General features: G+C 71.9%; 24 protein-coding genes, 1 tRNA gene and 1 pseudogene. 7 read left to right on the forward strand and 19 right to left on the reverse strand.

What is annotated here, in order from left to right:
• Positions 1–75: 75 nt before the first annotated feature.
• The 3 genes from ACIQFY_RS09810 to ACIQFY_RS09820 form a co-directional block, all read right to left on the reverse strand.
• Positions 76–1,395 carry an ABC transporter substrate-binding protein gene (locus ACIQFY_RS09810; protein WP_400339700.1) on the reverse strand — a complete coding sequence of 440 codons (1,320 nt, stop codon included), beginning with the start codon at positions 1,393–1,395 and terminating at the stop codon, positions 76–78.
• An 89-nt stretch (positions 1,396–1,484) separates the two neighbouring features.
• On the reverse strand, positions 1,485–2,546 hold the full coding sequence (locus tag ACIQFY_RS09815) for a LacI family DNA-binding transcriptional regulator (RefSeq protein WP_400339702.1): 1,062 nt from the start codon (positions 2,544–2,546) through the stop codon (positions 1,485–1,487).
• Positions 2,547–2,657: 111 nt separating this feature from the next.
• Positions 2,658–2,960 carry a hypothetical protein gene (locus ACIQFY_RS09820; protein ID WP_066652329.1) on the reverse strand — a complete coding sequence of 101 codons (303 nt, stop codon included), beginning with the start codon at positions 2,958–2,960 and terminating at the stop codon, positions 2,658–2,660.
• Between the two features lie 103 nt (positions 2,961–3,063).
• Between ACIQFY_RS09820 and ACIQFY_RS09825 the strand changes: the two genes are divergently transcribed.
• Positions 3,064–3,573, forward strand: a complete 510-nt coding sequence (locus ACIQFY_RS09825; protein WP_066652328.1) for a BLUF domain-containing protein — start codon at positions 3,064–3,066, stop codon at positions 3,571–3,573.
• A gap of 103 nt (positions 3,574–3,676) precedes the next feature.
• Here the strand turns inward: ACIQFY_RS09825 and ACIQFY_RS09830 are convergent, their stop codons facing one another.
• Together ACIQFY_RS09830 and ACIQFY_RS09835 are read right to left on the reverse strand one after the other, a co-directional pair.
• Complete coding sequence (locus ACIQFY_RS09830) at positions 3,677–4,357, reverse strand: response regulator (RefSeq protein ID WP_400339707.1); 681 nt, start codon at positions 4,355–4,357, stop codon at positions 3,677–3,679.
• Entirely contained in the window at positions 4,354–6,054 is a 1,701-nt protein-coding gene (locus ACIQFY_RS09835) for an ATP-binding protein (RefSeq protein WP_326495587.1), read from the reverse strand. The genes ACIQFY_RS09830 and ACIQFY_RS09835 overlap by 4 nt, the downstream gene beginning before the upstream one ends.
• A gap of 190 nt (positions 6,055–6,244) precedes the next feature.
• Between ACIQFY_RS09835 and ACIQFY_RS09840 the strand changes: the two genes are divergently transcribed.
• Genes ACIQFY_RS09840 through ACIQFY_RS09850 form a run of 3 tightly spaced genes read left to right on the forward strand, consistent with a single transcriptional unit; the run spans position 6,245 to position 11,091 of the window.
• Positions 6,245–7,678 (forward strand): cation:dicarboxylate symporter family transporter, encoded by a 1,434-nt coding sequence (locus ACIQFY_RS09840; protein ID WP_400339710.1) that lies wholly within the window; start codon positions 6,245–6,247, stop codon positions 7,676–7,678.
• 24 nt (positions 7,679–7,702) lie between these two features.
• Positions 7,703–9,562 carry a phosphoenolpyruvate carboxykinase (GTP) gene (locus ACIQFY_RS09845; RefSeq protein WP_400339713.1) on the forward strand — a complete coding sequence of 620 codons (1,860 nt, stop codon included), beginning with the start codon at positions 7,703–7,705 and terminating at the stop codon, positions 9,560–9,562.
• The gene (locus ACIQFY_RS09850) at positions 9,562–11,091 is read left to right on the forward strand and encodes a glyceraldehyde-3-phosphate dehydrogenase (protein WP_400339715.1); all 1,530 of its coding nucleotides are present in this window, start codon (positions 9,562–9,564) and stop codon (positions 11,089–11,091) included. The genes ACIQFY_RS09845 and ACIQFY_RS09850 overlap by 1 nt, the downstream gene beginning before the upstream one ends.
• Before the next feature lie 190 nt (positions 11,092–11,281).
• Here ACIQFY_RS09850 and ACIQFY_RS09855 read toward each other — a convergent pair whose 3' ends face one another.
• The 4 genes from ACIQFY_RS09855 to ACIQFY_RS09870 all read right to left on the reverse strand — a co-directional run bounded on the left by ACIQFY_RS09855 (position 11,282) and on the right by ACIQFY_RS09870 (position 14,875).
• Positions 11,282–11,665, reverse strand: coding sequence for a hypothetical protein (locus tag ACIQFY_RS09855; RefSeq protein WP_400339717.1), 384 nt, complete (start codon positions 11,663–11,665; stop codon positions 11,282–11,284).
• A gap of 87 nt (positions 11,666–11,752) precedes the next feature.
• Positions 11,753–12,523, reverse strand: coding sequence for a DeoR/GlpR family DNA-binding transcription regulator (locus ACIQFY_RS09860; RefSeq protein WP_400339720.1), 771 nt, complete (start codon positions 12,521–12,523; stop codon positions 11,753–11,755).
• Positions 12,524–12,551: 28 nt separating this feature from the next.
• Positions 12,552–13,574: a 4-hydroxythreonine-4-phosphate dehydrogenase PdxA gene (gene pdxA / locus ACIQFY_RS09865; protein WP_400339722.1), complete on the reverse strand. Its 1,023-nt coding sequence runs from the start codon at positions 13,572–13,574 to the stop codon at positions 12,552–12,554.
• Positions 13,571–14,875, reverse strand: coding sequence for a four-carbon acid sugar kinase family protein (locus tag ACIQFY_RS09870; RefSeq protein ID WP_400339725.1), 1,305 nt, complete (start codon positions 14,873–14,875; stop codon positions 13,571–13,573). Before ACIQFY_RS09870 ends, pdxA begins: the two co-directional genes overlap by 4 nt.
• 163 nt (positions 14,876–15,038) lie before the next feature.
• Between ACIQFY_RS09870 and ACIQFY_RS09875 the strand changes: the two genes are divergently transcribed.
• On the forward strand, positions 15,039–16,010 hold the full coding sequence (locus tag ACIQFY_RS09875; protein WP_400339728.1) for an aldo/keto reductase: 972 nt from the start codon (positions 15,039–15,041) through the stop codon (positions 16,008–16,010).
• Between the two features lie 88 nt (positions 16,011–16,098).
• Here the strand turns inward: ACIQFY_RS09875 and dapA are convergent, their stop codons facing one another.
• The 5 genes from dapA to ACIQFY_RS09900 form a co-directional block, all read right to left on the reverse strand.
• Complete coding sequence (dapA, locus tag ACIQFY_RS09880; RefSeq protein ID WP_400339730.1) at positions 16,099–16,995, reverse strand: 4-hydroxy-tetrahydrodipicolinate synthase; 897 nt, start codon at positions 16,993–16,995, stop codon at positions 16,099–16,101.
• A 48-nt stretch (positions 16,996–17,043) separates the two neighbouring features.
• Complete coding sequence (locus ACIQFY_RS09885; protein ID WP_400339733.1) at positions 17,044–17,400, reverse strand: hypothetical protein; 357 nt, start codon at positions 17,398–17,400, stop codon at positions 17,044–17,046.
• Between the two features lie 27 nt (positions 17,401–17,427).
• Positions 17,428–18,870, reverse strand: a complete 1,443-nt coding sequence (locus ACIQFY_RS09890; protein WP_400339734.1) for an SLC13 family permease — start codon at positions 18,868–18,870, stop codon at positions 17,428–17,430.
• Positions 18,867–20,105 (reverse strand): exo-alpha-sialidase, encoded by a 1,239-nt coding sequence (locus ACIQFY_RS09895; RefSeq protein ID WP_400339736.1) that lies wholly within the window; start codon positions 20,103–20,105, stop codon positions 18,867–18,869. The genes ACIQFY_RS09890 and ACIQFY_RS09895 overlap by 4 nt, the downstream gene beginning before the upstream one ends.
• A 329-nt stretch (positions 20,106–20,434) precedes the next feature.
• A tRNA-Gln gene (locus tag ACIQFY_RS09900) sits at positions 20,435–20,506 on the reverse strand.
• A gap of 94 nt (positions 20,507–20,600) precedes the next feature.
• Between ACIQFY_RS09900 and ACIQFY_RS09905 the strand changes: the two genes are divergently transcribed.
• The gene (locus ACIQFY_RS09905; RefSeq protein WP_066652288.1) at positions 20,601–21,095 is read left to right on the forward strand and encodes a MarR family winged helix-turn-helix transcriptional regulator; all 495 of its coding nucleotides are present in this window, start codon (positions 20,601–20,603) and stop codon (positions 21,093–21,095) included.
• A gap of 30 nt (positions 21,096–21,125) precedes the next feature.
• Positions 21,126–21,593 carry a VOC family protein gene (locus tag ACIQFY_RS09910; RefSeq protein ID WP_400339740.1) on the forward strand — a complete coding sequence of 156 codons (468 nt, stop codon included), beginning with the start codon at positions 21,126–21,128 and terminating at the stop codon, positions 21,591–21,593.
• A gap of 23 nt (positions 21,594–21,616) precedes the next feature.
• Here ACIQFY_RS09910 and ACIQFY_RS09915 read toward each other — a convergent pair whose 3' ends face one another.
• The 5 genes and pseudogenes from ACIQFY_RS09915 to ACIQFY_RS09935 all read right to left on the reverse strand — a co-directional run bounded on the left by ACIQFY_RS09915 (position 21,617) and on the right by ACIQFY_RS09935 (position 25,294).
• Complete coding sequence (locus tag ACIQFY_RS09915) at positions 21,617–22,939, reverse strand: ABC-F family ATP-binding cassette domain-containing protein (RefSeq protein WP_400339925.1); 1,323 nt, start codon at positions 22,937–22,939, stop codon at positions 21,617–21,619.
• Positions 22,940–22,995: 56 nt separating this feature from the next.
• Positions 22,996–23,464: pseudogene (locus ACIQFY_RS09920) on the reverse strand (ATP-binding cassette domain-containing protein); the annotation flags it as partial.
• A gap of 300 nt (positions 23,465–23,764) precedes the next feature.
• On the reverse strand, positions 23,765–24,163 hold the full coding sequence (locus tag ACIQFY_RS09925) for a PLD nuclease N-terminal domain-containing protein (protein WP_400339742.1): 399 nt from the start codon (positions 24,161–24,163) through the stop codon (positions 23,765–23,767).
• A gap of 58 nt (positions 24,164–24,221) precedes the next feature.
• Positions 24,222–24,890, reverse strand: a complete 669-nt coding sequence (locus ACIQFY_RS09930; protein ID WP_400339745.1) for a hypothetical protein — start codon at positions 24,888–24,890, stop codon at positions 24,222–24,224.
• Positions 24,887–25,294 carry a molybdenum cofactor biosynthesis protein MoaE gene (locus ACIQFY_RS09935; RefSeq protein WP_209683943.1) on the reverse strand — a complete coding sequence of 136 codons (408 nt, stop codon included), beginning with the start codon at positions 25,292–25,294 and terminating at the stop codon, positions 24,887–24,889. Before ACIQFY_RS09935 ends, ACIQFY_RS09930 begins: the two co-directional genes overlap by 4 nt.

The following is a 25,294-nucleotide window of genomic DNA, read 5'->3' on the forward strand; positions in this document are numbered from 1 at the left end:
TGTGTCGTCGCGGCGTGCAGGCGCCGACGGCCGTGGCGGCGCCGGTCGGCACCGCCACGGCGCAGGTGGAGGGTGTTACTGCGACGGCCAGGAGTCGTCGATGGCCTTGAGCGTCTGGTCGAGTGACTGCTGACCCGCGGTCCAGGCCGTCAGGTTCGTCCACTCGGTACCGGCACCGACGGCTCCGGGCATCTGGTCGGAGGCGTCGAAGCCGAACACCTTCGAGTCCTTCACGGCCTGCTGCGCGACCTTCTGGAACGGGCTGGTGTACTCGGACGCCGGGAAGTCGTTGTGCGGCGAGAGCGCGGCCGACCAGTTCTTGGCGTAGCCGTTCGTGCCGAACTCCTTGCCGACCAGGTAGTCGACGACCTTCTTCGTGTCGTCGTCCGTCTTGAACGCGGCGACCAGGTCACCACCGCCGAGCGTGCCGGAGGTCGCGGCACCCTCGGGCGTCGGGAGCGGGAAGGCGTTCACGTTCGTCGTGTCGCCCTTCGCGATCTGCTCCTGGATCGCGGCCGGGAAGTTGCCGGTGATGAAGGTGCCCTGGCGCATCATGTAGCACTGCCCCGCCGACTTGCCGCCGTCGACGAACAGGTTGTTGCCCGCCGCGCCGAAGTCGGTGGACGCCATGGCCTTGCCGCCGCCGTTGACCGCGCCGTCGGCGAAGATCATCGACTCGACCTTGCCCGCGGCCTGCTTGACCAGGGGCGAGTCGAACTTCACCTCGTGGGTGATCCAGTCGTCGTACTTCTCGAGGCCGCCGTAGCGGAGCACGTACTCCTCGAGCCAGTCCGTCATCGGCCAGCCGTTCGAGCCCTGCGACGCGATGCCGACGCACCACGGGTAGCCGGAGCCGTCCTTGATGATCTTCTCCTGCAGCGCGGTGAGCTCGGCGTCGGTCTTCGGGACCTCGTACCCCTCGGCCTCGAACGCGGCCGGGTCGTACCAGACGAGCGACTTCACGTTGATGTTGTAGGGCAGGCCGTACGTCTTGCCGTTGACCTTCGCGATGTCGGCGAGGCCGTTCGCCTCGTCCGCGGTGACGCTCTTGACGTCCACGAGGTCGTCGAGCGGCTGGATGCCCTGGCTGATGAGGGACTTGAGCACGCCGGGCTGGGGGAAGATCGCGACGTCGGGGGCCTGGCCGCCCTTCACCTGCGTGACGATCGACGTCTGGAAGCTGTCGCTGCCCGAGTACTTGACCGTGATGCCCTGGCCCTCGGCCCACGTGTCCAGGTCCTTCTGGAACGCCGTGGCCTGCGCACCGGTGAAGCCACCGGAGATCGTGACCGTGCCGTCGGACGATGCGGATCCTCCGGCGCTGCAGCCGGTCAGCGTCAAGCCGGTCCCGACCGCGAGCGCGGCGGCGACGGCGATGCCCTTACGAAGCCTCATTACTTCGACCTTTCACTCGCACAAACCCAAATCGTTTTGTGTTGAGGAAGAGCATCACACAGGGGCCGACCGCTCGCCACGGGCGCGGGTCACGAACGAGTAACGGTTACCGGTCCGATCGAGTCGCGGACGACGAGCTCTCCGCGGAGCCGCTCGACCCCGGCACGCGGCGTCGGCGGTGCGGTCAGCGCTCCCGTCTGCTCGAGCGCACGGCGGACCGCCGCACGACCCATCTGCGCGTGCGGGAGCGCGACGGTCGTCAGGCCCGGACGCAGGGCGGCGGCCACGAGCTGCAGGTCGTCGATGCCGACGACCGACAGGTCACGGCCGATCCGCATGCCCCGCTCCTCCGCGACCTGGTAGACCCCCATCGCCATCTGGTCGTTGAAGGCGAACACCGCGGTCGGGCGCTCGGCGGCGCGGTCGCCGGCTGCCTCCGGTACCGGTCCGAACAGCTCCGTCGCCGCCCGGAAGCCCGCTGCGGCATCCGCGACCTCGCCGACCGCGCGGACCACCACGGGGGTGCCGCCGGCCTCCACCAGGGTCCGCTCGTACCCCTCGACCCGGCCGGTCACGGCGGGACCGGCGCCCTCGACCGTCAGGTGCGCGATGCGCCGGTGCCCCGCCGCGAGCAACGCGCGGACCGCCGTCGCGGCGATGTCCTGCTCGTCGGGCACCACCGACGGCACCGGAGCAGCGGGGTCGAACGCGTCGAGCAGCACCGTCCGGGCCGGGTCGAGCGACCGCGGCAGCCGGATGACCCGGTTCGACGCCGAGGCGAACACCACCGCGTCGACCCGCCGCTGGATCAGGGCGTCGATGCGCGGGTCGTCGAACTCCCCGGCTGCGATGTCGACGATCATCAGGACGTGGTCGTGCGCGGCCGCCTCGGCCTGCGCCCCGACGATGATCTTGCCCGCGTACGGGGTCGACGCGATCTCCTCGGACACGAACCCCAGGACCGCCCGTCGGTCGGTCCGCATGGCACGGGCGATCGGGTTCGGCGCGTACCCGAGCCGTTCGACCGCTTCCTCGACCCGGAGGCGCGTCCGGGCACTCACGGTGCCCTTGCCGCTCAGCGCATGCGACACCGTCGTGATCGACACCCCGGCCTCGGCCGCCACGTCGCGGATGCTCGTCGCTCGCGCCACGTGGTCTCCTGCTCTCTGCCCGTCCGGCCCGACGGCCCTTCCGGGAACCACCCGCGGACCGCACGTGCTGAGCCTAGTCACGCACTCGGCGGACGCGGGCGCGGCGAGGGACTAGCGCGGAGCGGGCGCTCCCACGGCGAGCGCCGACGCCAGGGTCGCGATCAGCCCGAGCCGGGCGAAGTACGGTCGGGCGCCCACGGGGAGCACCGCGATCAGGGCGAACGCGTTCGCTGCGGTGTCCGCGAGCCGGTCCTGCTCGGACGCCGACAGCGGCACCCCGGCCACGACGAGGGTCGCCCACCCGACGATCTCCGCGCTCGGCAGCTCCGGGTCGCAGGCACTGGCACGGTCCACGCCGTCGGGCAGTGGCGTGACGCGGTGTGCCTGCAGGACCGCCTCGAGCTCTTCTCGCATCGCTCCACCGTAGAGAGCGGCACGACGTCGGTCACAGGGAACCGGGGGACGTCACCGCCCGGTCACCGGGTCGGCTCTCGGCTCGCGCGGGTTGAGTGGACCCGTGCAGCCCTCATCGGAACCGACGCAGACCCCGGGTGACGGCGCGCTGCTGTCGCTCGTCTACGCCAGCCGCGCGGTCGTCGGCTTCGGACTCGACGACCTCGACGACCTGCTGGCGCACGCCCGCAGCGCGAACGCCCGCGCCGGCGTGACCGGCCTGCTGCTGTTCCGCGACCACCGGTTCCTGCAGCTGCTCGAGGGGCCCGCCACGGCGGTCCGCGAGAAGATGGCGTACATCGCCGAGGACCCGCGCCACGACCAGGTCACCGTGCTGCTCGAGGAACAGGTGCCCGCACGGCAGTTCCCGGACTGGTCGATGGGCTACGCGGCCGAGACCACCCTGCAGCGCGCCGCGGTGCCCGGTCACCGCACCACCTTCGACGACCTCGACTTCCTGCCGGACGACCACGGCGGGGCACCGGACCTCGCCGCGGTGCGGGAGCTCCTGCAGTGGTTCCGGCAGGACCGGACCGGAGCAGGTGCCGACGCGGGCACGGCCCGCGCACGCTGACCCCGCTGCCGGGGCGACCGGACCACGGACGGGAGGCGCGGTGCCGGCCCGCACCGTGCCTCCCGTCCGGTACGCCGCACGTCGCACGCCCGCAGCGCGCCGATCAGCGCAACCAGCGGTACTCGTACTCCGGCCGTCCTTGCCCGCGGTGGCGGACGTCCTTGCCGACCTGCCCGGCGGCGGCCAGGTGCTCGAGGTACCGCCGGACGGTGACCCGCGACAGCCCGGTCGCCTCGGCGACCTCGGATGCCGAACCACCGTCGGACCGCTGCAGCAGTGCGTCGCGCACCACCTCGAGCGTCTCCGGGGCGATGCCCTTCTCGTGGTCGGCGGGCGCGACCGGACGGAGCGTCCCGAGCCGCTGGTCGATGTCGGCCTGCGTGAGGGCACGACGGTCCTCGAACCCGCGCCGGAACTCGCGGTACGACGTCATCCGGTCGGCGAACGACCGGAAGCTGAAGGGCTTGACGAGGTACTGCACGACCCCGAGGGCGATCGCGTTCCGCACCGCCTGGACGTCGTGTGCCGCGGTCACCGCGACGACGTCGACGGCGGAACCGGCGGCTCGCAGCGTGCGGACGAGCTGCAGGCCGTGGGCGTCCGGCAGGTTCAGGTCGAGCAGCACGAGGTCCGGTCGCTCCGCAGCGACCGCGGCGAGCATCGCCCGACCGGTCCCCACGGTGCCGACCACGGCGAAGCCCTCGAGGCGCGACACGTAGGCCGTGTGCGCCTCGGCGGTCAGCGGCTCGTCCTCGACGATGAGGACCCGGATGGGCGCGGTCACGAGGGCACCCGCCCGGTGGTGATCTCGACGGTGAACGTGCTGCCGTCCGGTCCCGTGGTCACGGCGACCTCACCGCCGATGCGGGCGAGGGTGGCGCGCACGAGGTCGAGGCCGATGCCGCGTCCCTCGGGACCGGACTGCTTCGTCGACCACCCGCGCTCGTAGACGGCGTCGACGTCGGCGATGCCCGGTCCGTCGTCGCGGACGACGAGCCGGACGGTCCCGCCGGCTGCGGCGACGACGACCTCGACGCGGCCGCGGTCCGGGCCCTGCGGGGAACCGGCGACGGCGTCGACGGCGTTGTCCACGAGGTTGCCGAGCACGGTGACCACGTCGGCGGGTGCGGCCGGGACGGGGTCGAGCAGCCCGCTCGTGTCGGCGACCAGGTCGACACCGCGCTCGCCGGCCTGTGCCCGCTTGGCGGCGAGGAGGGCGTCGAGCACCTCGGGCTCGGTGTGCGCCGGGTCGGCGCACGGGTCGCTCTCGCCGGACGCGTCGGTCCCGCTGCGCCGGTCGGTCTCGCCGTGCCGCCGGTCGGTCTCGCCGTGCCGCTCGGTCTCGCCGTGCCGCTCGACCTCGCTGTGCCGGTCGATCTCGTGTGCGGCGAACCGGATCGCCTCGTCGACCCGACCGAGCTCCAGCAGCGCGACGACGGTGTGCAGGCGGTTGGCGAACTCGTGCGTCTGCGACCGCAGCGCATCGGTGAGCGTCCTGGTGGCGGCGAGCTCGCCGGACAGGTGCAGCAGGTCGGTCTGGTCGCGGATGGTCGCGACGGTGCCGACCGGCCGGGTCGCCCCCCGCGGGAACGCCATCTCCTGGTTCACCACGAGCACCCGGTCGCTCGTGGCGTACGTCTCGTCCACGGCACGGTCGCCCGATGCGAGCAGGGTCCGGAGGGCGTCCGGCACGTCGAGCGCCGCCAGCGGCACCGGATCCTGGCGTTCGGCCGGCGCCGGCAGGTGCAGCAGCTCCGCTGCACGGTCGTTGTGCAGGACGACCGCGCCCGACCGGTCGACGACCACGAGCCCCTCGTGCACCGAGTGGAGCACGCCCTCGTAGGACGCGAAGACCCGCGCGAGCTCCTCCGGGCCCCGTCCCGCGGTGACCCGACCGAGGTACCGGCTGAGCAACCACGAGAACAACGCGGACACCGCGACCACCGCCAGGCCGAGCAGGACGACCGACGTGAGTCGCGGCACGAGGGCACTCGAGATGTTCGCCACGGTGACCCCGGCGGCGACCAGCCCGACGATCCGGCCGTCGTCGTCGGTGATCGGCGTGACGGCCCGCACCGAGGGGCCGAGCGTCCCGGTGGACGTCTCGGTGAAGGTCCGGCCGTCGAGCGCCGGCTGGACCGTACCGCGGAACGGCCGGCCGAGCTCCGACCGGTCGGGGTGCGTCCACCGGGTCCGGTCGGGCGCCATGATCGTGATGAAGTCCGTGTGGGTGCGGCGCATCAGGTCGAGCGCGTACGGCTCGAGGCGCTCGGACGGGTCCGCGGTGGTCGCCTGCTGGACCACGAACGGGTTCCGGGCGATCGACACCGCGACGGCGGTGGACTTCTCGGCCGCGTCCGCCTCGAGGTCGGCTCGCGCCGAGGTCCAGCTCCAGACGCCACCGACCGCCACCCCGACCACGACGAACAGCAGCTGCAGCGCGAAGAGTCGCGCGGCGATGCTCCACCGACGGGGTACCACTGAGCTGCCTCCTCGCTCCGTTGCGGGACGACCCATCCTCGCGCACGGGGGCCCGTCCGCGCAGCCTCCCCGTGAACGTTGTGAACACAAGTCGCCGCCGCGGGTCGCTCCGCGCGAGGGTGTGTCCGTTCCCCCGAGGACGAACCGACCGGAGCGACGCCGCTCCCGGTCCTGACGACAAGGAAGTCGCATGGCATCGACGCACTCGACCACCGCCCGCCCACGGCGACGCGGTCTGGATCGCTCGCACTGGCTCTACATCGCGGTCATCGTGGCCGTGCTCGCCGGCATCGTGGTCGGCCTGACGGCCCCCGACCTCGCCGTCGGACTCAAGCCGATCGGCGACGGCTTCATCGCGCTGATCAAGATGATGATCGCGCCGGTCATCTTCTGCACGATCGTGCTCGGCGTCGGCTCCATCGCGAAGGCGGCGACGGTCGGCAAGGTCGGCGGGTTGGCGCTCGGCTACTTCGTCGCGATGTCGACGTTCGCCCTGGCGATCGGCCTCGTCGTCGGCAACCTCATCCACCCCGGCGACCAGCTCGACATGTCGGAGGCGACGTACGAGCTGCCCGCCGGCACCGAGGAGAGCGCGTCCTCGACGTCCGGGTTCCTGCTCGGGATCATCCCCGCGACGCTCGTGTCGTCCCTGACGAGCGGCAGCATCCTCCAGACCCTGTTCGTCGCGCTGCTCGTCGGCTTCGCGCTGCAGGCGATGGGCGAGAAGGGTGCGCCGATCCTCACCGGCATCCGACACCTGCAGGCCCTGGTGTTCCGCATCCTCGCGATGGTCATGTGGGCCGCCCCGATCGGCGCGTTCGGGGCTATCGCAGCGGTGGTCGGTGCCACCGGCGTCGCGGCGCTCGTCGCGCTCGGGACCCTCATGGTCGCGTTCTACATCACCTGCATCGTGTTCGTCGTCGGCGTCCTCGGTGTCCTGCTCCGCGTCGTGACCGGCGTCAACATCTTCCGGCTCATGAAGTACCTCGGCCGCGAGTACCTGCTCATCGTGTCGACGTCCTCCAGCGAGGTCAGCCTCCCGCGGCTCATCGCGAAGATGGAGCACCTCGGCGTCTCGAAGCCCGTCGTCGGCGTCACGGTGCCGACCGGGTACTCGTTCAACCTCGACGGCACCGCGATCTACCTGACGATGTCCTCGCTGTTCATCGCGAACGCCCTCGGCACGCCGCTGAACATCCCCGAGCAGATCTCGCTCCTGGTCTTCATGATCATCGCGTCGAAGGGTGCTGCCGGGGTGACCGGTGCCGGACTCGCCACCCTCGCCGGCGGCCTGCAGGCGCACCGCCCGGACCTGGTCAACGGCGTCGGCCTGATCGTCGGCATCGACCGGTTCATGTCCGAGGCCCGCGCGCTGACGAACTTCACCGGGAACGCCGTGGCCACGGTGCTGGTCGGGACGTGGACGAAGCAGATCGACAAGCAGCAGGTCGAGCGGGTGCTGTCCGGCGCGGCGCCGTTCGACGAGCGGACGATGTCCGCCGACGACCACGGCGCGTCGGCTCGCGCAGACGGTCCCGGCTCCGCTCCCGCCGACGAGCGGATCTCGACCGAGGCCGTCCGCACCATCGTCGAGCCCGAGGGCTCGACCGCCACCCGCCGGTAGTCCCCCATCACGAGGAGATCGACGATGATCACGAACCCCAACCACACGAGTCCCGCACCGCACACCGTGCCCGGCTCGCCCCGCGTCGCCCTGGAGGCGTGGGTCGCCCGGATCGCGTCCCTCACCTGCCCGGACCAGGTCGTCTGGTGCGACGGGTCAGCCGACGAGACCGCCCGCCTGACGCGGCAGCTCGTCGACGAGGGCAAGCTGATCGCCCTCGACCCGGGACGCCGACCGAACAGCTACCTCGCCCGGTCGGACCCGGACGACGTCGCCCGGGTCGAGGGGCGCACGTTCACCTGCTCCCGCACGCCCGAGGACGCCGGTCCGACGAACCACTGGCGGGAACCGACCGCGATGCGCGCCGAGCTCGAGGAGCGGTTCGCCGGGAGCATGCGCGGCCGCACGATGTACGTCGTGCCGTTCTCGATGGGACCGGTGGGTGGGCCGATCTCGCAGCTCGGCGTCGAGGTCACCGACTCGGCCTACGTCGTCCTCAGCATGGGCAGGACGACCCGGCTCGGGGCGGACGTGCTCCGCGCGATCGACGCCGGCGTGCCGTGGGTCGCGACCGTGCACAGCGTCGGGCACCCGCTCCGCGACGACCAGGGCGTCCCGCGGCCGGACGTGTCCTGGCCCTGCAACGCGACGAAGTACATCGTGCAGTTCCCGGAGACCCGCGAGGTCTGGTCGTACGGCTCCGGGTACGGCGGCAACGCCCTGCTCGCCAAGAAGTGCTTCGCGCTCCGGATCGCCTCGGTGATGGGTCGTGACGAGGGGTGGCTCGCCGAGCACATGCTGCTCGTCCGGCTCACCTCGCCCGAGGGCCGGGCCGTCCACGTCGCCGCCGCGTTCCCCTCGGCCTGCGGCAAGACGAACCTCGCGATGCTGCAGCCGGCCCTGCCCGGGTGGTCCGTCGAGACCATCGGCGACGACATCGCCTGGCTCCGTCCCGGAGCGGACGGGCGGTTGCACGCGATCAACCCCGAGGCCGGACTGTTCGGCGTCGCGCCCGGGACCGGCCCAGACACGAACCCCGTCGCGGTCGAGACGATCGCCGCGGACACGATCTTCACGAACGTCGCGCTCACGGACGACGGCGACGTCTGGTGGGAGGGCCTCACCCCCGAACCGCCCGCGCACCTGGTCGACTGGACCGGCGCCGACTGGACACCGGCGAGCGGCACTCCGGCCGCGCACCCGAACGCCCGGTTCACGGTGGCGCTCGACCGGGTCCCGACGCTCGCCGACGGGTGGGAGCGCAGCGTCCCCGTCGACGCCGTCGTGTTCGGCGGTCGTCGGTCGACGAACGTCCCGCTCGTGGCGCAGGCGTCGACCTGGGCCGAGGGCGTGTTCATGGGTGCGACGGTGTCGTCCGAGCGGACCGCCGCAGCCGAGGGCACCGTCGGCGAGCTCCGCCGCGACCCCTTCGCGATGCTGCCGTTCTGCGGCTACGACATGGCCGACCACTGGGCGCACTGGCTCCGGATCGGCGAGCGCCTCGGCGCCGGAACACCGGCGGTGTTCCAGGTCAACTGGTTCCGGCGTGGCGAGGACGGCGCCTTCCTGTGGCCGGGCTTCCGCGAGAACGCCCGCGTGCTCGAGTGGATCGCGCGCCGCGTCGAGGGCACCGTACCGGCGGCCGAGAGCCCGGTCGGCCTGCTCCCCGACCTGGACGACCTGGACGTGCACGGGCTCGACGTCACCGCCGCACAGCTCGACGCCCTCTTCGCCGTCGACCCCGGGCCGTGGCTCGAGGAGTGCGACCTGACCGAGGAGTTCCTCGCCGGGTTCGGCGACCGCACGCCCCCGGTGTTCACCGCGATCCTCGACGAGCGTCGCGCCGCCCTGCACGCCACGGCCGACGTCCGGCAGGTCGCCTGATGCCGTCCGGCGCCCCGACCACGACCGGGGTGTCCACCGCCGCCGAGCGTGCGCACCTGCAGCAGGTGTGGGACGAGAAGCTCGCTGCCGCCGAGGCGATGGTGCCGCTCATCGGACGGCTGTACCGGCGGGACGACGTCGTGCCGTCCGTCCACGGCCGTCCCCTGGTGGGGCAGTCCCCGATCGGGATCGTCAAGGCGCACCGGTCGAGCCGCCGGGTCGACGAGACCGAACTGCCGGTCGCGACGAGCCTGGCGATCCTGACCGAGCTCGACACGATGGCACTGTCGTCGGTGTCGGTGGACCTCGGCGACCTCGCGTCCCGCCACCGACGTGACCGCCTCGGCAGCACCCTGCGCGAGTTCCTCACCGACGAGTTCTTCCTGCACCGCGGCACGGCGGACGGACCGCACCGCGACGCCCCACGCGACGTCGTGCTGTACGGGTTCGGGCGGATCGGTCGGATGCTCGCCCGGATCCTGCTCGAACGCGCCGGGGAGCACGCCCCGCTCGCCCTGCGCGCCGTCGTCGTCCGCCGTCGCGGGCCCGGCGACCTGGTCAAGCGGGCGAGCCTGCTCCGCCGGGACTCGATCCACGGCCCCTTCGCCGGCACGGTGACCGTCGACACCGAGCACGACACCATCACCGCGAACGGCACCCTCGTGCAGTTCATCTCGGCCGACTCCCCCGACGCCGTCGACTACCGCGCGCACGGCATCGAGGACGCGATCGTCGTCGACACCACCGGTCGCTGGCGCGACGTCGAGGGCCTGACGCAGCACCTGCTGGCTCCCGGAGCGGCCCGCGTGCTGCTCACCGCGCCGGGGAACGGTGACGTGCCGAACGTGGTGCACGGCATCAACCACGACGGCATCGGCGACGACCCGGTCGTGAGTGCCGCCTCGTGCACGACGAACGCGATCGTCCCGGTGCTCAAGGTCGTGTCCGACGCCTGGGGCATCGTCCACGGGCACGTGGAGACCGTGCACTCCGCCACGAACGACCAGAACCTGGTCGACAACTACCACCCCGCCGACCGGCGAGGGCGGGCGGCGGGCCTGAACATGGTGATCACCGCGACCGGTGCCGCGAAGGCCGCCGAGAAGGCACTGCCCGAACTCCGCGGGCGGCTCACCGGCAGCGCCGTCCGCGTCCCCACGCCGAACGTCTCGCTCGCGGTCATCCACCTGACGCTCGGTCACCCGGTCGGACGCGACGAGCTGAACGGGGTGCTCCGGGACGCCTCGCTCACCTCGCCGCTCCGGCGGCAGATCGACTACGTCGAGTCGCCGGAGGTCGTCTCGACGGACCTGCTCGGCAGTCGGCGGGCGGGCATCGTGGACGGGCTCGCCACGATCGCGGACGGGTCCGAGCACGCGGTGCTGTACGTCTGGTACGACAACGAGTCCGGCTACAGCCGACAGGTGCACCGGGTCCTGCAGGAGATGGCCGGCGGCCGGCGGGCGGCGTCGCCGCCCGCCGGTGACGCACTCCGTCCGGTCCGTGCGGCAGCGCACCTGTCGTCCTGACGGGGCGGACGGGAGGCGCGGACCACCGGACGCCGACCGGCGACGGTGATCCGCGCCTGTAGTCCGTCGTCGCGGTGCCGGTCCGTCAGCCGGCCTGCGGACGACCGGCACGATCGCCGTGCCACGTCGACCGCTCGGGACGCGACGTCGGTGCCGTCTCCCCCGACGTCGGTGCCGTCACCTGCACCGGCTAGGTGAAGAAGACGACGGTGCCGACGCCGATCCAGGCGAGGCCGATGGCGGCCAGCGCGGCGAGGCTGGCGAGACCGGTCGCGATGACCGCCGACACCTGTTCGCGCCAGACGCGGAGCGAGCTCGCCGCGATGCAGAGGGCGAGGACGGCGACGGGCAAGGACCCGATCAGCGCGGCAGCCTGGACGGCAGAGGTCCGGCGGTCGTCTGCTGTGGGCGGAAGCATCCCGTCGTCGTGGTCGAACTGGGACGGCGGGGTCTGGTGTGCGGGGTCGAAGACTCCGGTCGCCACGAGCACGATGCCCCACAGGACGATCAGGGCGATCGCGACGAGTGCCCGGACGTTGACCTGCCGTGATCGGTCCCGCTCCCGAAGCCCCACGCGCCGACCCTAGCGCGCCGGGCGCCGGACCTCCGCGAGCACGGCCCGCCCGGTGGTGGCGCGTCCCGTCCTCGGACGTGCGGGCGGTCAGGCCGTGACGACGGTGACGTCCGCGGTGTCGAAGCGCTCGACGAGGTCCGGTGCGATGCCGTCGTCGGTGACGAGGGTCCATCCGCCACCGAGCCGGGTCCAGGCGTGGAACTCCGACTGCGCGAGCTTCGAGGAGTCAGCGAGGACGTACACCGCTGCCGCACGACGAGCGATGAGTTCCTTCAGGCGGATCTGACTGAGGTCCGCCTCGCAGATCCCACGCTCCGGGGACACCGCGTCGGCGCCGAGGTACGCCGCATCGAACGTCAGGTACTCGAGCGCCGCCTCCGTCAGGGGTCCGACGAAGCCGTTGCTCAACGACCGGTACTCACCGCCGAGCATGACGAGTCGGACGTCGTCGCGGTCCGCCACGTCGGTGACGACCCCGACGCTGGTGGTGGTGACGGTGAGGTCGGCGTCCACCGGGAGCGCATGGGCGAACGCCGCGACGGTCGAGCCGTTGTCGAGGAAGAGCGACGTCCCGGGCTGCACGGCCTCGGCTGCGCGCCGCGCGATGTCGCGCTTCGCGTCGAAGTGCTCACCGAGCCGCTGCCGCAGCGACGCCTCGGGGTGCGCGGCCACCGCCATCGCGCCACCGAACGTCCGGGTGAGCTTCCGCTGCTCCTGCAGGGTCGCGAGGTCCCGGCGGATGGTGGATGCCGTGACCCCGAACCGCTCCGAGAGTTCGTCGACGCTCGCGAGTCCGACCGTCGTCGCGAGCGTGACGATCGCGTCACGCCGAGCTCTGGCCGAGATCGACACGGGCACCTTCCGGACAGTGGGGACTCAGGACCTGTCAGGCGCCCGGGGCCGGTCGCAGCGCGCCCGACGTCGGGGCGAGCTCGGCGGCCTGGCGGAGCGCCTCGATCATGCTAGCGACATCGGCCTTGCCCGAGCCCGCGATGTCGAACGCCGTCCCGTGGTCCACCGACGTGCGGATGACCGGCAGACCCACCGTGATGTTCACCCCGGCCTCGATCCCGAGCACCTTCACGGGGCCGTGCCCCTGGTCGTGGTACATCGCGACCACCAGGTCGTAGTCCCCGCGGCCGGCGAGGAAGAAGAGGGTGTCGGCCGGGAGCGGTCCGACGGCGTCGATGCCGTCGGCGCGCGCCGCTTCGACGCCCGGAGCGATCTTCTCGGCCTCCTCGCCGTACCCGAACAGGCCGTTCTCGCCGGCGTGCGGGTTGATCGCCGCGACCCCGATCTTCGGGTGCGGGTTGCCCGCGCGCACGAGGGCCTCGTTGCCGCGCCGGATCGTCCGCTCGACGAGTCCCGGTTCGATCCGCGCGACGGCGTCGATGAGACCGAGGTGGGTGGTCACGTGGACGACCTTCAGCTTGGCGGTCGAGAGCATCATCGAGACCTCGTCGACGCCCATGAGCTCGGCGAGGAGCTCGGTGTGCCCGGGGAAGACGTGGCCACCGGCGTGCAGGGCCTCCTTGTTGAGCGGAGCCGTGCAGATCGCCTGGACCTTCCCGGCCATCGCCGCTTCGCAAGCGACACGGATGTACTGGAAGGCTGCATCGCCGGCGACCGGCGAGAGCTGCCCCCACGGCAGGTCCTCGGGCAGGAGTCCGAGGTCGACCACGTCGATGACGCCGTCCCGGTGCCCGGCGTCCGCGACGTCCTCGACGACGTTGAAGGTGACGTCGACGTTCCGGATGGCGGCGGCCTGACGGAGACGACCGAGGTCGCCGATGACGACGGGGCGGCAGACGGCCAGGACGTCCGGCGAGACGACGGCCTCGACGACGATCTCTGGGCCGACACCGGCCCCGTCGCCCATCGTGACAGCGACGATCGGAGTTGCGTTCATCTGCGGTACTGCCTTTCGGTTCGTGCGGCCTGCGGCCGCTTCGACGCGGCCTCCGGATGCGGGGTGTGATCGGTCGAGCCGGCCTGGAGGACCGTGGCGGCGTCGAGCAGGTTGGTGACGGTCCCGAAGCTGCCGGGACGCGTGACGACACGACGGCCGTCGTCCGCGCGGGACACGACGCAGCCCGGTTCGACGGCGCCCTCCGGCACGAGGGTCGTGATGTCGAGGCGGGTGAGCACGGACCGGGCCGTCTCCCCGCCGGTGAGCACGAGCGCGGCCTGCCCGCTGACGGCGGCGGCCACGATGCCGAGGCCGTCGGCGAGCCGTCGGGCGAGGTGCGGCACCGGTTCGTGCCGGTCCTCGACGCAGATCGCCGCGCTCCCGCTGCGCAGTGCCGTCCGCACGGTGTGCAGCGCCGGGTGGTCGATGTCGTCGACCTCGCGGCGGTCGACGGCACGGAGCAGGACGTCACGGGGCACGGGCACGACGGGGACACCGTTCGCTGCGAGGGCCGCGAGCTGCCCGGTCGCCTCGGCGCTGGCGGTGCCCACGACGAGCAGGACGGGCTGGAGGCCCCCGGCGAGCGCCACCCGCTCCCGGTCGTTCGTCACGACGGGGCCCGGGGGCTGCGCTCCGCGGAGGCGACCGACGGCCGCAGCGATCCCGCCGGACCCGACGATCGTGCAGTCCGCACCGTCGAGCGCCGCTGCGATCCGGTCGAGGTCGTGGTCCGAGGCGGCGTCGACGACGGGGACCTCGCCGGCGCCGATCGCTCGCTCGACCGCGTCGAGGACGGCCGCGCTCCCGGCGCGGACGACCGCGAGCGGGACGGACCGGGCTCGCGGTCCGACCGCGGCCAGCGGGCCGGGGACGACCCGGGCCTCCAGGCCGTGCAGTCCTGCATCCGCCACCGGGCGGTCGTGCACGAGGAGCTGACCGTGGACGACCGTCCTCCCGAGTGCGGGGAGTGCGGAGGCGACCACGACGCGTGCACCGGCGTCCGTGAGCCCGTCGACGACGTCGCCCACACCACCGCGCAGCAGCGAGTCGGTCTTCACCAGCCGCACCGGCGCTCCGGCTGCGCGCATCCGCTGCGCCGCCTGCGCGACGGCCGCGCGACGCACGGCCGGATCGAGCGACCGCGTGTCGCAGTCCAGGACGACGTCGGACCGCGATCGAGCGACGTGCTCGAGCGCGGCGGGGAGCGTCAGGGCGACGGTGACCGACCCGGTGCCGAGGACCGCGGCGACCTCGGCGGCTCCGGACAGGTCGTCGGCGATCGCGGCGAGGCGGTTCGACATCGGACCCCTCCTCGGGTTCGGTGGACGGTCCCGTCGAAGCATCGACGGCGTGCACGAAACACGCTAGACGACCTGCGTGAAACACGCAATAGTGGTGCGCACGACTGTCGCCCGGCGACTCGACGACGAGTCACTCCGACGGCGTCCGAACGAGAGGAACCCAGTGCGTGACACCGACATCCGAGGCCGCAGGCTCGCCCCCGCCGTCCTCGGCACCATGACCTTCGGCGACAGCGTCGACGAGCCTACGGCGGCCGAGATGGTCGACCGCTTCCTGGCATCCGGCGGGACCGGCATCGACACGGCCAACGGGTACGCCGGCGGCCGCAGCGAGGAGATCCTCGGCTCCGTGCTCGCCGGACGCCGCGACGAGGTCGTGCTCGCGACGAAGGTCGGCATCCCGAACCCGGACGCCGGAGGGGCCGCGCCCCTGTCCGCCGTGGCGATCGACCGGTGCGTGCGCGCGAGCCTCCGACGGCTCCGGACGGACCACGTCGACGTCCTCTACCTGCACCAGCCCGACCGCTCGATCACGGCGGAGGAGACGCTGACCGCTGTCCGCGCGCTCGTCGACGCGGGCGTGGTGCGCACGTGGGGTGTCTCGAACTTCGCGGCCTGGCAGATCGCGGAGCTGCGGCACACCGCCGCGCGACTCGGTCTCGACGCGCCCGTCCTCGGGCAGCAGGTCTACAGCGTGATCGCGACCCGCATCGACGACGAGTACGCCGAGTACGCCAGGAGCACCGGACTCGCGACGATCGTCTACAACCCGCTCGGCGGCGGGCTCCTGACCGGCAGGCACCGGCCGGACGAGCACCCGACCGCGGGACGCTTCGGGTCCTCGCCGCTCGCCGGCATGTACCGCGACCGGTACTGGAACGACGAGGTCTTCGCCGCGGTCGGACAGCTCCGTGCGATCGCCGAGGGTGCGGGGATGCCGATGGCCGAGCTCGCGCTGCGCTGGACGATCGACCGTCCCGTCGTGGACGCCGTCCTGATCGGTGGGTCGCGGCTCACGAACATCGAGGCAAACCTCACCGCGCTGGCCGCCGGTGCGCTGCCGGAGGACGTGCAGCGGGCTGTCGACGACGTGGCCGCTGCGCTCCGCGGACCGATGCCGGCCTACAACCGCTGACGCATAGGTGGCGGCCCGACCACGTGACGGACAGGAGGCGCGGTGCCGGCTGGCACCGCGCCTCCTGTAGGTCCGGGGTCGCGCAGGCTCAGCCCAGTCCTGCCGCCTGATCGGCGCGCACCGTGTCCGCGATCTTCTCGAGCGCCGCCTCGCTCAGCAGGTTGAACGGCGCGCGGCACGGCCCCACGGGCTCGCCGGCGGCGTTGGTGGCCGCCTTGACGATCGTGTTCGGGTTGCCGAGCGCGAACAGGTTGCGCAGCGTGCGGATCGACGCCTGCGCCGCGCGGGCCCCCTCGAGGTCGCCCGCCGCCCACTTCCGGGTGATCTCGACCATGGTCCGCGGGTAGACGTTCGCGACGGCGGTGATGCCGCCCGCGCCGCCGGCCTGCAGCGTCGGCAGGACCAGCGAGTCGGTCCCCGCGAGCACCGCGAAGTGCTCGGGATCGGTCAGCTCGATCAGCTGCAGGATCGCGTCGAAGTTCCCCGACGAGTCCTTGACACCCGCGATGTTGTCGATCTCCGCGAGTCGGGCGACCGTCGCCGGCGTGATGGTGTTCCCGGTCCGCGCGGGGATGTTGTAGATGAGCACCGGGATGTCGACGGCTCCGGCGACCGCCGCGAAGTGGCGGTACAGCTCGTCCTGCGACGCCGCAGCGAAGTAGGGCGTGATCACCGACAGCACGTCGGCACCCGACGCCTGCATGCGCTGGGCGATGCGCACCGTCTCCTTCGTCCCGACGGCACCGGCGCCGCCGTAGACGGGGACGCGGCCCCCGGTGGCGTCGACGACCGCCTCGAGCACGGCGAGCCGTTCGTTTTCGGTCTGTTGGAAGAACTCGCCGTTGGTACCGAGGCAGAAGACGCCGTCGGCGCCTGCCCGGACGGCGCGGTCGGTGTGCAGCCGCATCTGGTCGAGGTCGAGCGACTCGTCGTCGTGGAACGGGGTGACGAGCGCGTGGATGCTGCCGCTGATCGTGGTGGTCACTGCAGGTGCTCCTTGTCGGCTGGGGGGGCCAGGCGGTCGGGTGGTGGGTCAGGGACGGGGTTGCTGCATCACGTGGACCGCGAAGCCGCCGTACTCCCCCGCCAGGTAGATGTTCTGCAGACGGCCGTCCTCGAAGTGTGCAGCCGTGTCCTGGTCGAAGCCGAAGCCCTTCGCGGTGAGTTCCTCGACCGCTGCCTCGAGGTCGTCGGTCGACATCCCGATGTGGCCGTGCGTACCCAGGTACTGAGATCGCACGCACTCGAAGAACGTGCCGGCGAACTCGGACTTCTTCCCCTGGCGGGGGTCGAGGTTGAACATGAGGCAGAAGAGGTCGCACAGTTCCTGCGCGGCTGCGGCGTCGGGGTTGTTGATGCCCACGTGGGCGAGCTCGAAGGTGGTCGTCACGACAGGTTCTCCGTCACGTCAGGTCCGTCACATCGGGAAGAGCAGGAGGGCGCCGGCCGTCAGCGCCAGCAGGCGGATGAAGTACATCGGGATGGTGAACTTCCAGAACTGGAGGAGCGAGTACTTCCCGACCCCCATCACCATCGCGGGGAGCCCGTCGATGGGGAGGAAGTGTCCGTTCCACCCGGAGATGACGATGGCGACGGCCGCAGCCGCGGGGTTGAGCCCCAGGCTGACGCAGGTCGCGATCGCCAGCGGTGCGAAGACGTACACCGTGCCGATCGTCGACCCCGTGAGGGTCGCGAGGACACTCGTCAGGACACAGAACGCGAACACCAGCAGGAAGGGGCTGACGTTGCCGCCGAGCAGTCCGGCGACGGACTCGCCGACGAGCTTCGTGAGCCCGGTCGCGCCGAGCGCCTCAGCGATGCCGATGACACCGGCGGACATGATGATGATCGGCTGGCTGATGGCGTCGCGGATCTCCGTGAAGTCCAGGACCTTCATCACCAGGAGGAGTGCCACGGAGAGGCCCGTGATCGCGTACCCCGCGTCGCCGATGTAGCTGTAGGAGATCATGCCGGCGATCGCCAGGACGAAGCAGGCGTACGTCGCCAGCTGCTTCCGACGGTCCAGCGTCGGCGCGGTGACCGTCGCGGTCGCGCTCGACGAGGCGATCGCGGTCGCGTTCGCCTCGGCGGCGTGGGGGCCGGGCGTGGCCGGGTCCGCTGCGGACGAAGCGGCACGTGTGCCCGGCGTGGACGCGTCGCCGGTCGGGGTGCTGCCGGCACCGACCGTGGCCGGTTCCTTCGCCGCGCTCGTGCTCTCCGGGGCGGACTCGCCGTCGACGATGGGGTGGTCCGGCAGCAGACGGTAGGCGATGAGACACCAGACGAGGAACCCGAGACTGAGCACGAGGTTGACGATCGAGAACCGGACGAGGTCGATGTTCTCCCGGACCCCTGCTGCCTCGAGCACCGCGACGACGATGCCGTACTGCAGCGCCACGTTGAACGGCAGCATCGGGTGGTTCGCGGCGAACCCGGCGGGCATGAGGACCTTCGACGGCGGCAGCTTCTTGTTGTACGCGAGCGTCGACAGCAGGCCGATCACCAGCACGTAGTAGGCCGTCGACCCCGTGCCGAAGATGCTGCACCCCACCATGACGAACACGACGATGAGGACGTAGGCACGGAACCCGCCCTTCGTCCCGAGTCTCGTGATCATCCGTTTGAAGCCCGAGACGAGGTCGGTCTTCTGCAAGGCGGCGATCACCGCCATGAACGAGGCGAGCATGATGATGGTCGCGTTGGCGAAGCCGCTGAAGGCCACGTTGATCGGCACGACGCCGAACACCACCATCAGCAGGCAGGCGATCAACGGCGGGACGCCGAACGGCAGGCGGTCGATCATGATCAGCACGATCATGAAGACGGTGATCGCGAGTGCGAAGACCATGGGGAGGGTCATGCTCGCTGCTCCTTCGCAGGGAGGTCCGGACCGGCGGAGACGGACGGCGTCGACACGATCGCAGCGAGGACGTCAGCAGGCAGGTACACGTGCTTGATCGACTTGCGGTGCCAGGTGTAGGCGACGTGCAGTCCCCCGGCCGAGTCGGGGAGCACCGAGGGGTAGGACAGCTCCCGGTTGCGTGACTCGCGGCTGTTGTTCGAGAGGCAGTACCCGTCACCGTTCTCGATGTCGTAGGCGGTCGGCCAGGATCGCCCGTCGGGGCTCGAGACCACGAGCGTCATCGGCGCGCGCGGGGCACCCCAGAACGCACTGGGGCCGTCGGCGTCGAACGCGGGCTCAGCGACCCGCGGACCGCTGTCCGCTGCGAGGCCCGCGTCGTCGATCTCGTCGTACAGGGAGACACGGCGGCTCGTCGCGTCGTCCTTGCTCGAGTGGTTCATCACCATCGCGATGCGGCCGTCGTCGAGGGAGCGCGCCTGGATCGACGAGTTGTTGTTCGGCAGGTCGAGCGGCCGGCACGGCTCCCAGGTCATCCCGCCGTCCGACGACGTCGACTCGTAGACGTGGTCAGCCCAGCGGGATCGGAAGCACGCCCAGAGCACGCCGTCATCGCGCGGCACGATGTTCATGTGCACGCACCCGGTTGACTCGGGCACGGCGACCTCGGACCAGGTCTCGCCACCGTCGTCGGAGTACCAGACCGAGGCGGTGTCGTCGTTGCCGACCCACTTCTCGCCGGGCACCGTCCGGCAGTTGAACACCGGGAGCAGGATCCGACCGCTCTCGAGCACGACCGGTGCCTGGCGAACGAACACGCCGACCGGCGCATCGCGTCCGAGCAGCGGTGCCGGCTCTCCCCAGGTCTCGCCGCCGTCGCGGGAGACCCGTCGTCGCACCTCGGAGGTGTCCTGGTTCCCGGCGAGCTGCGCGGTGTACAGCAACCAGACGTCGCCGTCCGGCGCGGTGAAGAGGATCGGGTTCTGCTCGGAACGCGCACTGTCGAAGCTCAGCTGGACGGGCTCGAGCCAGCGCTCCGTCCCGGCGGGGAGGCGCGACAGGTGGATCGAGATGTCGGAGACGCCCTCCTGCGTGCCGCCGAACCACACGCAGGCGAGGTCTCCGCCGGGCAGGAACGCGAGGTTGGCCGCGTGGCACTGGACCGTGGGAGTCGGGAGGAGCGCTTCTGCGCCCCCGTCGGACCGGGCTCGCAACAGCCCGTCGAAGTCACTCATGCGGGGGTCCTCCAGTCGACGTTGACGGTGGGCACCGGTGGATCGGTGCTGCGCGCTCATCCTGACAGACCTGCTCGAAGTGCGCAATGACCATGCGCGACATGCGCACACTCGTGCTGTTGTGTGGGGGTGCACGTGCCGTTGTCGCTCGAAGTACGCGATCGTCGCCACGCTCACGGATCAGCCCCGCCCCGTCGCGGCTGCGAGCCGCGAGGAGGTGGACCCGGCGCACGACAGGTCGTCGTCGGGGCTCTCGAGGAGGCGACGGGGCGCGTCGCGACACCCGTCGAGGAGGGAGGCTGCCCGTCGTCGACCGGACCGACGCCGCGCTCCGCCTCCAGGATTCGAACCCGGACCTAACGGCACCAAAGGCCGTCGTGCTGCCGTTACACCAAGGCGGAACACACCGGACGGGGTGGAGCCCGTCCGGTGCCCGTCCATCCTCCCACGGCCCGGGCGCTGGCCGCGCGCGACCGGTTCGGCCAAGATGGAGGGATGCCGCAGCAGGACGAGGTCGACCGGATCGTCGCGGCGTGGGGTCGGGAGCGGGGCGACCTGGACTTCGGGCCGCTCGAAGTCCTGTCCCGCGTCGACCGGCTCGCCCGGCACCTCGACCGCGCACGACGGGCCGCGTTCGACGCGAGCGACGTCGAGCCGTGGGAGTTCGACGTGCTGTCGGCGCTGCGGCGCGCGGGCGAACCGTACGAGCTCAGCCCGAAGGCGCTGCTGCAGCAGACCCTGGTGTCGAGCGGCACGATGACGAACCGGGTCGACCGGCTCGCGGCGCGAGGGCTCGTGAACCGGCGGACGGACCCGCGGGACGGTCGGGGCATCCTCGTGTCCCTCACGGCGAGCGGTCGCGCGGCCGTGGACGCCGCGATCGCGGACCTGCTCCAGGCCGAGCGCGCGATCCTGTCCGGGGTGTCCGAGGACGAGCAGGCGCAGCTGTCCGGGCTGCTCCGACGACTCATCCTCGGGCTCGGCGACTGACGGCAGCCGGTCCGGCGTAGCGTGCGCGGCATGCACGCCATCACCCTCGCCGTGGCCGACGTCGGACGCTCGGCAGCCTTCTACCGCGCACTGCTCGGCATCGACGGCAGCGGGATCATCGGCACCGAGTACCCTGCGACCGAGACCGCGGCGGGCGGCACCACGGCGATGTTCACCCTCGACGACGGCTTGATCGTCAGCGTGTACGGGCGCGAGGACATGCGGAAGGACTCCGGCGTCGCACTCGCCGAGGCACCGAGCACCACCATCGGGCACTTCGAGCCGTCGCAGGAGGCCGCACAGGCGTTCCTCGACCGTGCGGCAGCCGCCGGAGCGACGATGCTCGCAGCGCCGTACACGCGCCCGTGGGGCATGTGGTCCGGCTTCTTCCAGGACCCGGACGGCCACCTCTGGGAGGTCGTGGCGAACCCCGGTGGCGGTGACCCGGCCGGAGCGGTCCCCGAGCAGGACAGCGTCGACCCGGAGTCGATCGAGTAACGTCTCCGAGCCCGCGGCCCCCGCTACACCCCGAGCTGCTCGGCCACCTCGAGCCACCGCTCCTCGAGCTGCTCGACCTCGGCGTCGAGCGCCCCGAGCTTCGTCTGCAGCGCCCCGAGCCCCGCGTAGTCCGACTGGTCGTGCGCGGCGAACGCGTCGAGCAGCTTCTGCCGGTCCTGCCCCGCCTTCGCGATCTTCCGGTCGAGGGCCGACATCTCCTTCTCCGCGACGCGACGGTCCGCACCCGACAGGCCGGGCGCGGCAGGGGTGGTGGACCCGGCCGCGGCACCGCCGGAGCCGCCTGCCGGCGCCGTGTCGGGCCTCCCGGCCGAGGCGGCGGCGGCAGCAGCAGCCGTCTGCGGGACGGAGCCGGACGCGCGCAGCCGCATGTACTCGTCCACGCCGCCGGGCAGGTGGCGGAGGTGCCCGCCGAGGACCGCGTACTGCTGGTCGGTGACCCGCTCGAGCAGGTACCGGTCGTGCGACACGACGAGCAGGGTGCCCGGCCAGGTGTCGAGCAGGTCCTCCATCGCGGCGAGCATGTCGGTGTCGAGGTCGTTCGTCGGCTCGTCGAGGATCAGCACGTTCGGCTCGTCGAGCAGGATGAGCATGAGCTGCAGGCGGCGCTTCTGCCCGCCGGACAGGTCCTTGACCGGCGTGGACAGCTGCTCGGAGGTGAAGCCGAGCCGCTCGAGCAGCTGCGACGGCGTCATCTCCTTGCCGTCTGCGACGTAGCTCGTCTTCTTGCGGGCGACGACCTCGCGGACACGGTCGTCCGCGAACTGCTGCAGGTCGGCGAGCTGCTGGTCGAGCACCGCGACCTGCACGGTCTTGCCGGTCTTCACGCGGCCGGTGGTCGGCTGCAGCTTGCCGGACACCAGGTTGAGGAGCGTGGACTTGCCCGCACCGTTCGGTCCGAGGATGCCGGTCCGCTCCCCCGGTGCGATCCGCCACTCGACGTCACGCAGGATCACGTCGTCGCCGAACGAGACACCGATGTCGAGCAGGTCGACCACGTCCTTGCCCAGCCGGGCGGTCGCCATCTGCGACAGGCCGACGGTGTCGCGGATCGGCGGCACGTCGTCGATCAGGGCGTTCGCCGCGTCGATGCGGAACTTCGGCTTGCTGGTCCGCGCGGGGGCACCGCGGCGGAGCCAGGCGAGCTCCTTGCGGGCCAGGTTCTGCCGCCGCTGCTCGCTCGCGGCTGCCTGCCGGTCACGCTCGACGCGCTGCAGGATGTACGCCGCGTAGCCGCCCTCGAACGGCTCGACGACACCGTCGTGGACCTCCCACGTGTCGGTCGACACCGCGTCGAGGAACCACCGGTCGTGCGTCACGACGACCATGCCGCCCTGGTTCGACGACCACCGGCGGTTGATGTGGTCGGCGAGCCACTGGATGCCCTCGACGTCGAGGTGGTTCGTCGGCTCGTCGAGGAACAGCACGTCCCAGTCACCCACGAGCAGCTTCGCGAGCGCGATCCGTCGCCGCTGCCCACCGGACAGGTCGTCGACCGTGGCCTCCCACGGGATGTCGGACACGAGGCCGCCGATGATGTCGCGGATCTTCGGGTCCCCGGCCCACTCGTGTTCCTCGAGCTCGCCGACGACGATGCTGCCGACGGTCGCCCCCGCAGGCAGGACGTCGCGCTGGTCGAGGTACCCGACGGTCAGGCCGCGCCGATGGGTGACGCGGCCGGCGTCCGGCTCGAGGCGCTGCGCGAGCAGGGCGAGCAGGGTCGACTTGCCGTCACCGTTGCGGCCGACGACGCCGATGCGGTCGCCCTCGTCGAGGCCGAGGGTGACGCTGTCGAAGACGACACGGGTGGGGAACTCGAGATGCACGTTCTCGGCGCCGAGGAGATGAGCCACCCGTCAAGGGTAGGCGGCGCGGCGGGGTGCGGGTGCCGCGGGGTGCGGGTGCCGCGGGGTGGCCCCGGTGGTTCGATGGTGTTGTGTGCTCCCGCACAAGCGGAAGCACGTCGCGCCACGAGATTCCGCGGCGCGACGTGCTTCCGGTTGTGCTGCGGCCAGCGGTAACGGCTGCGGTGAGCGGGTAACGGCTGCGGCGAGCGGGGTGGCGGCTGCGGCGAGCGGGGTGGCGGCTGCCGCGAGCGGGGTGGCGGCTGCCGCGAGCGAGCGCGGCAGCGGCGGCCGGCCTGGAGGCGCGGCTCAGCTCCCCGGGGTCGGTTCGCCCTCGCCCGCGGCCTCCTTGGCACGCCGGAGGCGCGCCTGCGCCTCCCAGTACTCGATCTCGCGTTCGAGCGCGGCGAGCTCCTGCTCGGTACCGTTGACGCGCTTGTCACCGTGGGCGGCACGGGCGTGACCGATGCTGGCGTACCGGTCCTCGTGACGGTTCGGCTCGAGGTAGCGGCCGTGGTTCCGGTCGTTCGTGCTCCAGTCGTGCCCGACGGCGAACCACACGATGCTGCCGACCACGGGCACGAAGATGCAGATCAGGACCCACGCGAACTTCGGGAGTCCGCGGACCTGGTCCTCGCCCCGGGTGACGATGTCGATCAGGGCGAAGACGAGCAGCACGATCCCCGCGCCGTACAGCAGAACGCTCATGGCTCCGGACTCTACGGCGCGACCGAGCGCCGGACCATGCCCTGATCGGGTGGCGCGATCACGATCGGGCGTCGGTCTCCTGCGCGATTCCACAGGTCTCGGCCGTGGTGACGTCGAGAGCGCCCCCGGCCAGCGGGTGCTGCGTCAGCCACCGTCGCGCGGCGAGGGTGTCCCGAGCGGGAACGACGACGGCTGCGATGTTCACCACGGCGAGCGCGGCGTACATCGGCCAGAGCGTGCCACCGACGGCAGCACTGCCCACCCAGAGCACCGCTGTGGCACAGAACCACACCAGCTCTGTTCCCGACGCTGCCTGCACGGCCGCGGCGGTCACGACGTCGTGACGGTCGTCCGGCACGAAGCGGCGGCCGTGGAACGCCTGCCGGACCGCGTGCCGCTCGCGCGTCTGCAGGACCGCCACCACCGGCGCTGGCGCCGGTCCGGCGCGTCGACGTGCCGCGGCCGCCCGGATGATCTGCGTGACCAGGAGGACGAGCGCGCCGAGGGCGACGCCGATGGCCACGACCGTCCTCGCGGGTGCCTCGGGTGGCGCCGTGAGTGCCAGCGCGACCAGGACGGCGACGACCCCCGCAGACCCGCCGAGGCCCCATGCGACGGCACCCGCCGATCGCTGACGGTCGGCCGGGGCAGCAACCGCGAGCACGGCCTCCGCGCGCTCCTGCGCGAGTGCCCACCGGTGACCGGCCGCGGTCTCCTCGTCCGTCACAGCGCAGCGACCCACTCGTCCGTGCCGTCGGTGAACTCCTGACGCTTCCAGATCGGCGTCCGCTCCTTCACCAGGTCGACGAGCGCGGCGCAGGCTGCGAAGGCCTCGGCACGGTGCGGCGACGCCACTGCTGCGGCGAGCGCCACATCCCCGATGCCGAGCGCGCCGACGCGGTGCAGCACGGCGATGCGGACCTCGGGGTGGTCGACGGCGATCGTCCGGGCGACCTCGGCGATGACGTCTCCCGCGCTCGGGTGCCGTTCGTAGTCGAGTGCCGTGACGCCCTTGCCCTCGTCGTGGTCGCGGACGACCCCGGCGAAGGTCACGACGGCGCCGTCGCGGTCGGTCGTGACGGCAGCGGAGACCTCGTCCACCGTGATCACCCGGTCCACGACGTCGGCCAC

It is taken from the genome of Curtobacterium sp. NPDC092190, from assembly GCF_044755625.1.
In the GTDB taxonomy this organism is placed as follows: Bacteria; Actinomycetota; Actinomycetes; order Actinomycetales; family Microbacteriaceae; genus Curtobacterium.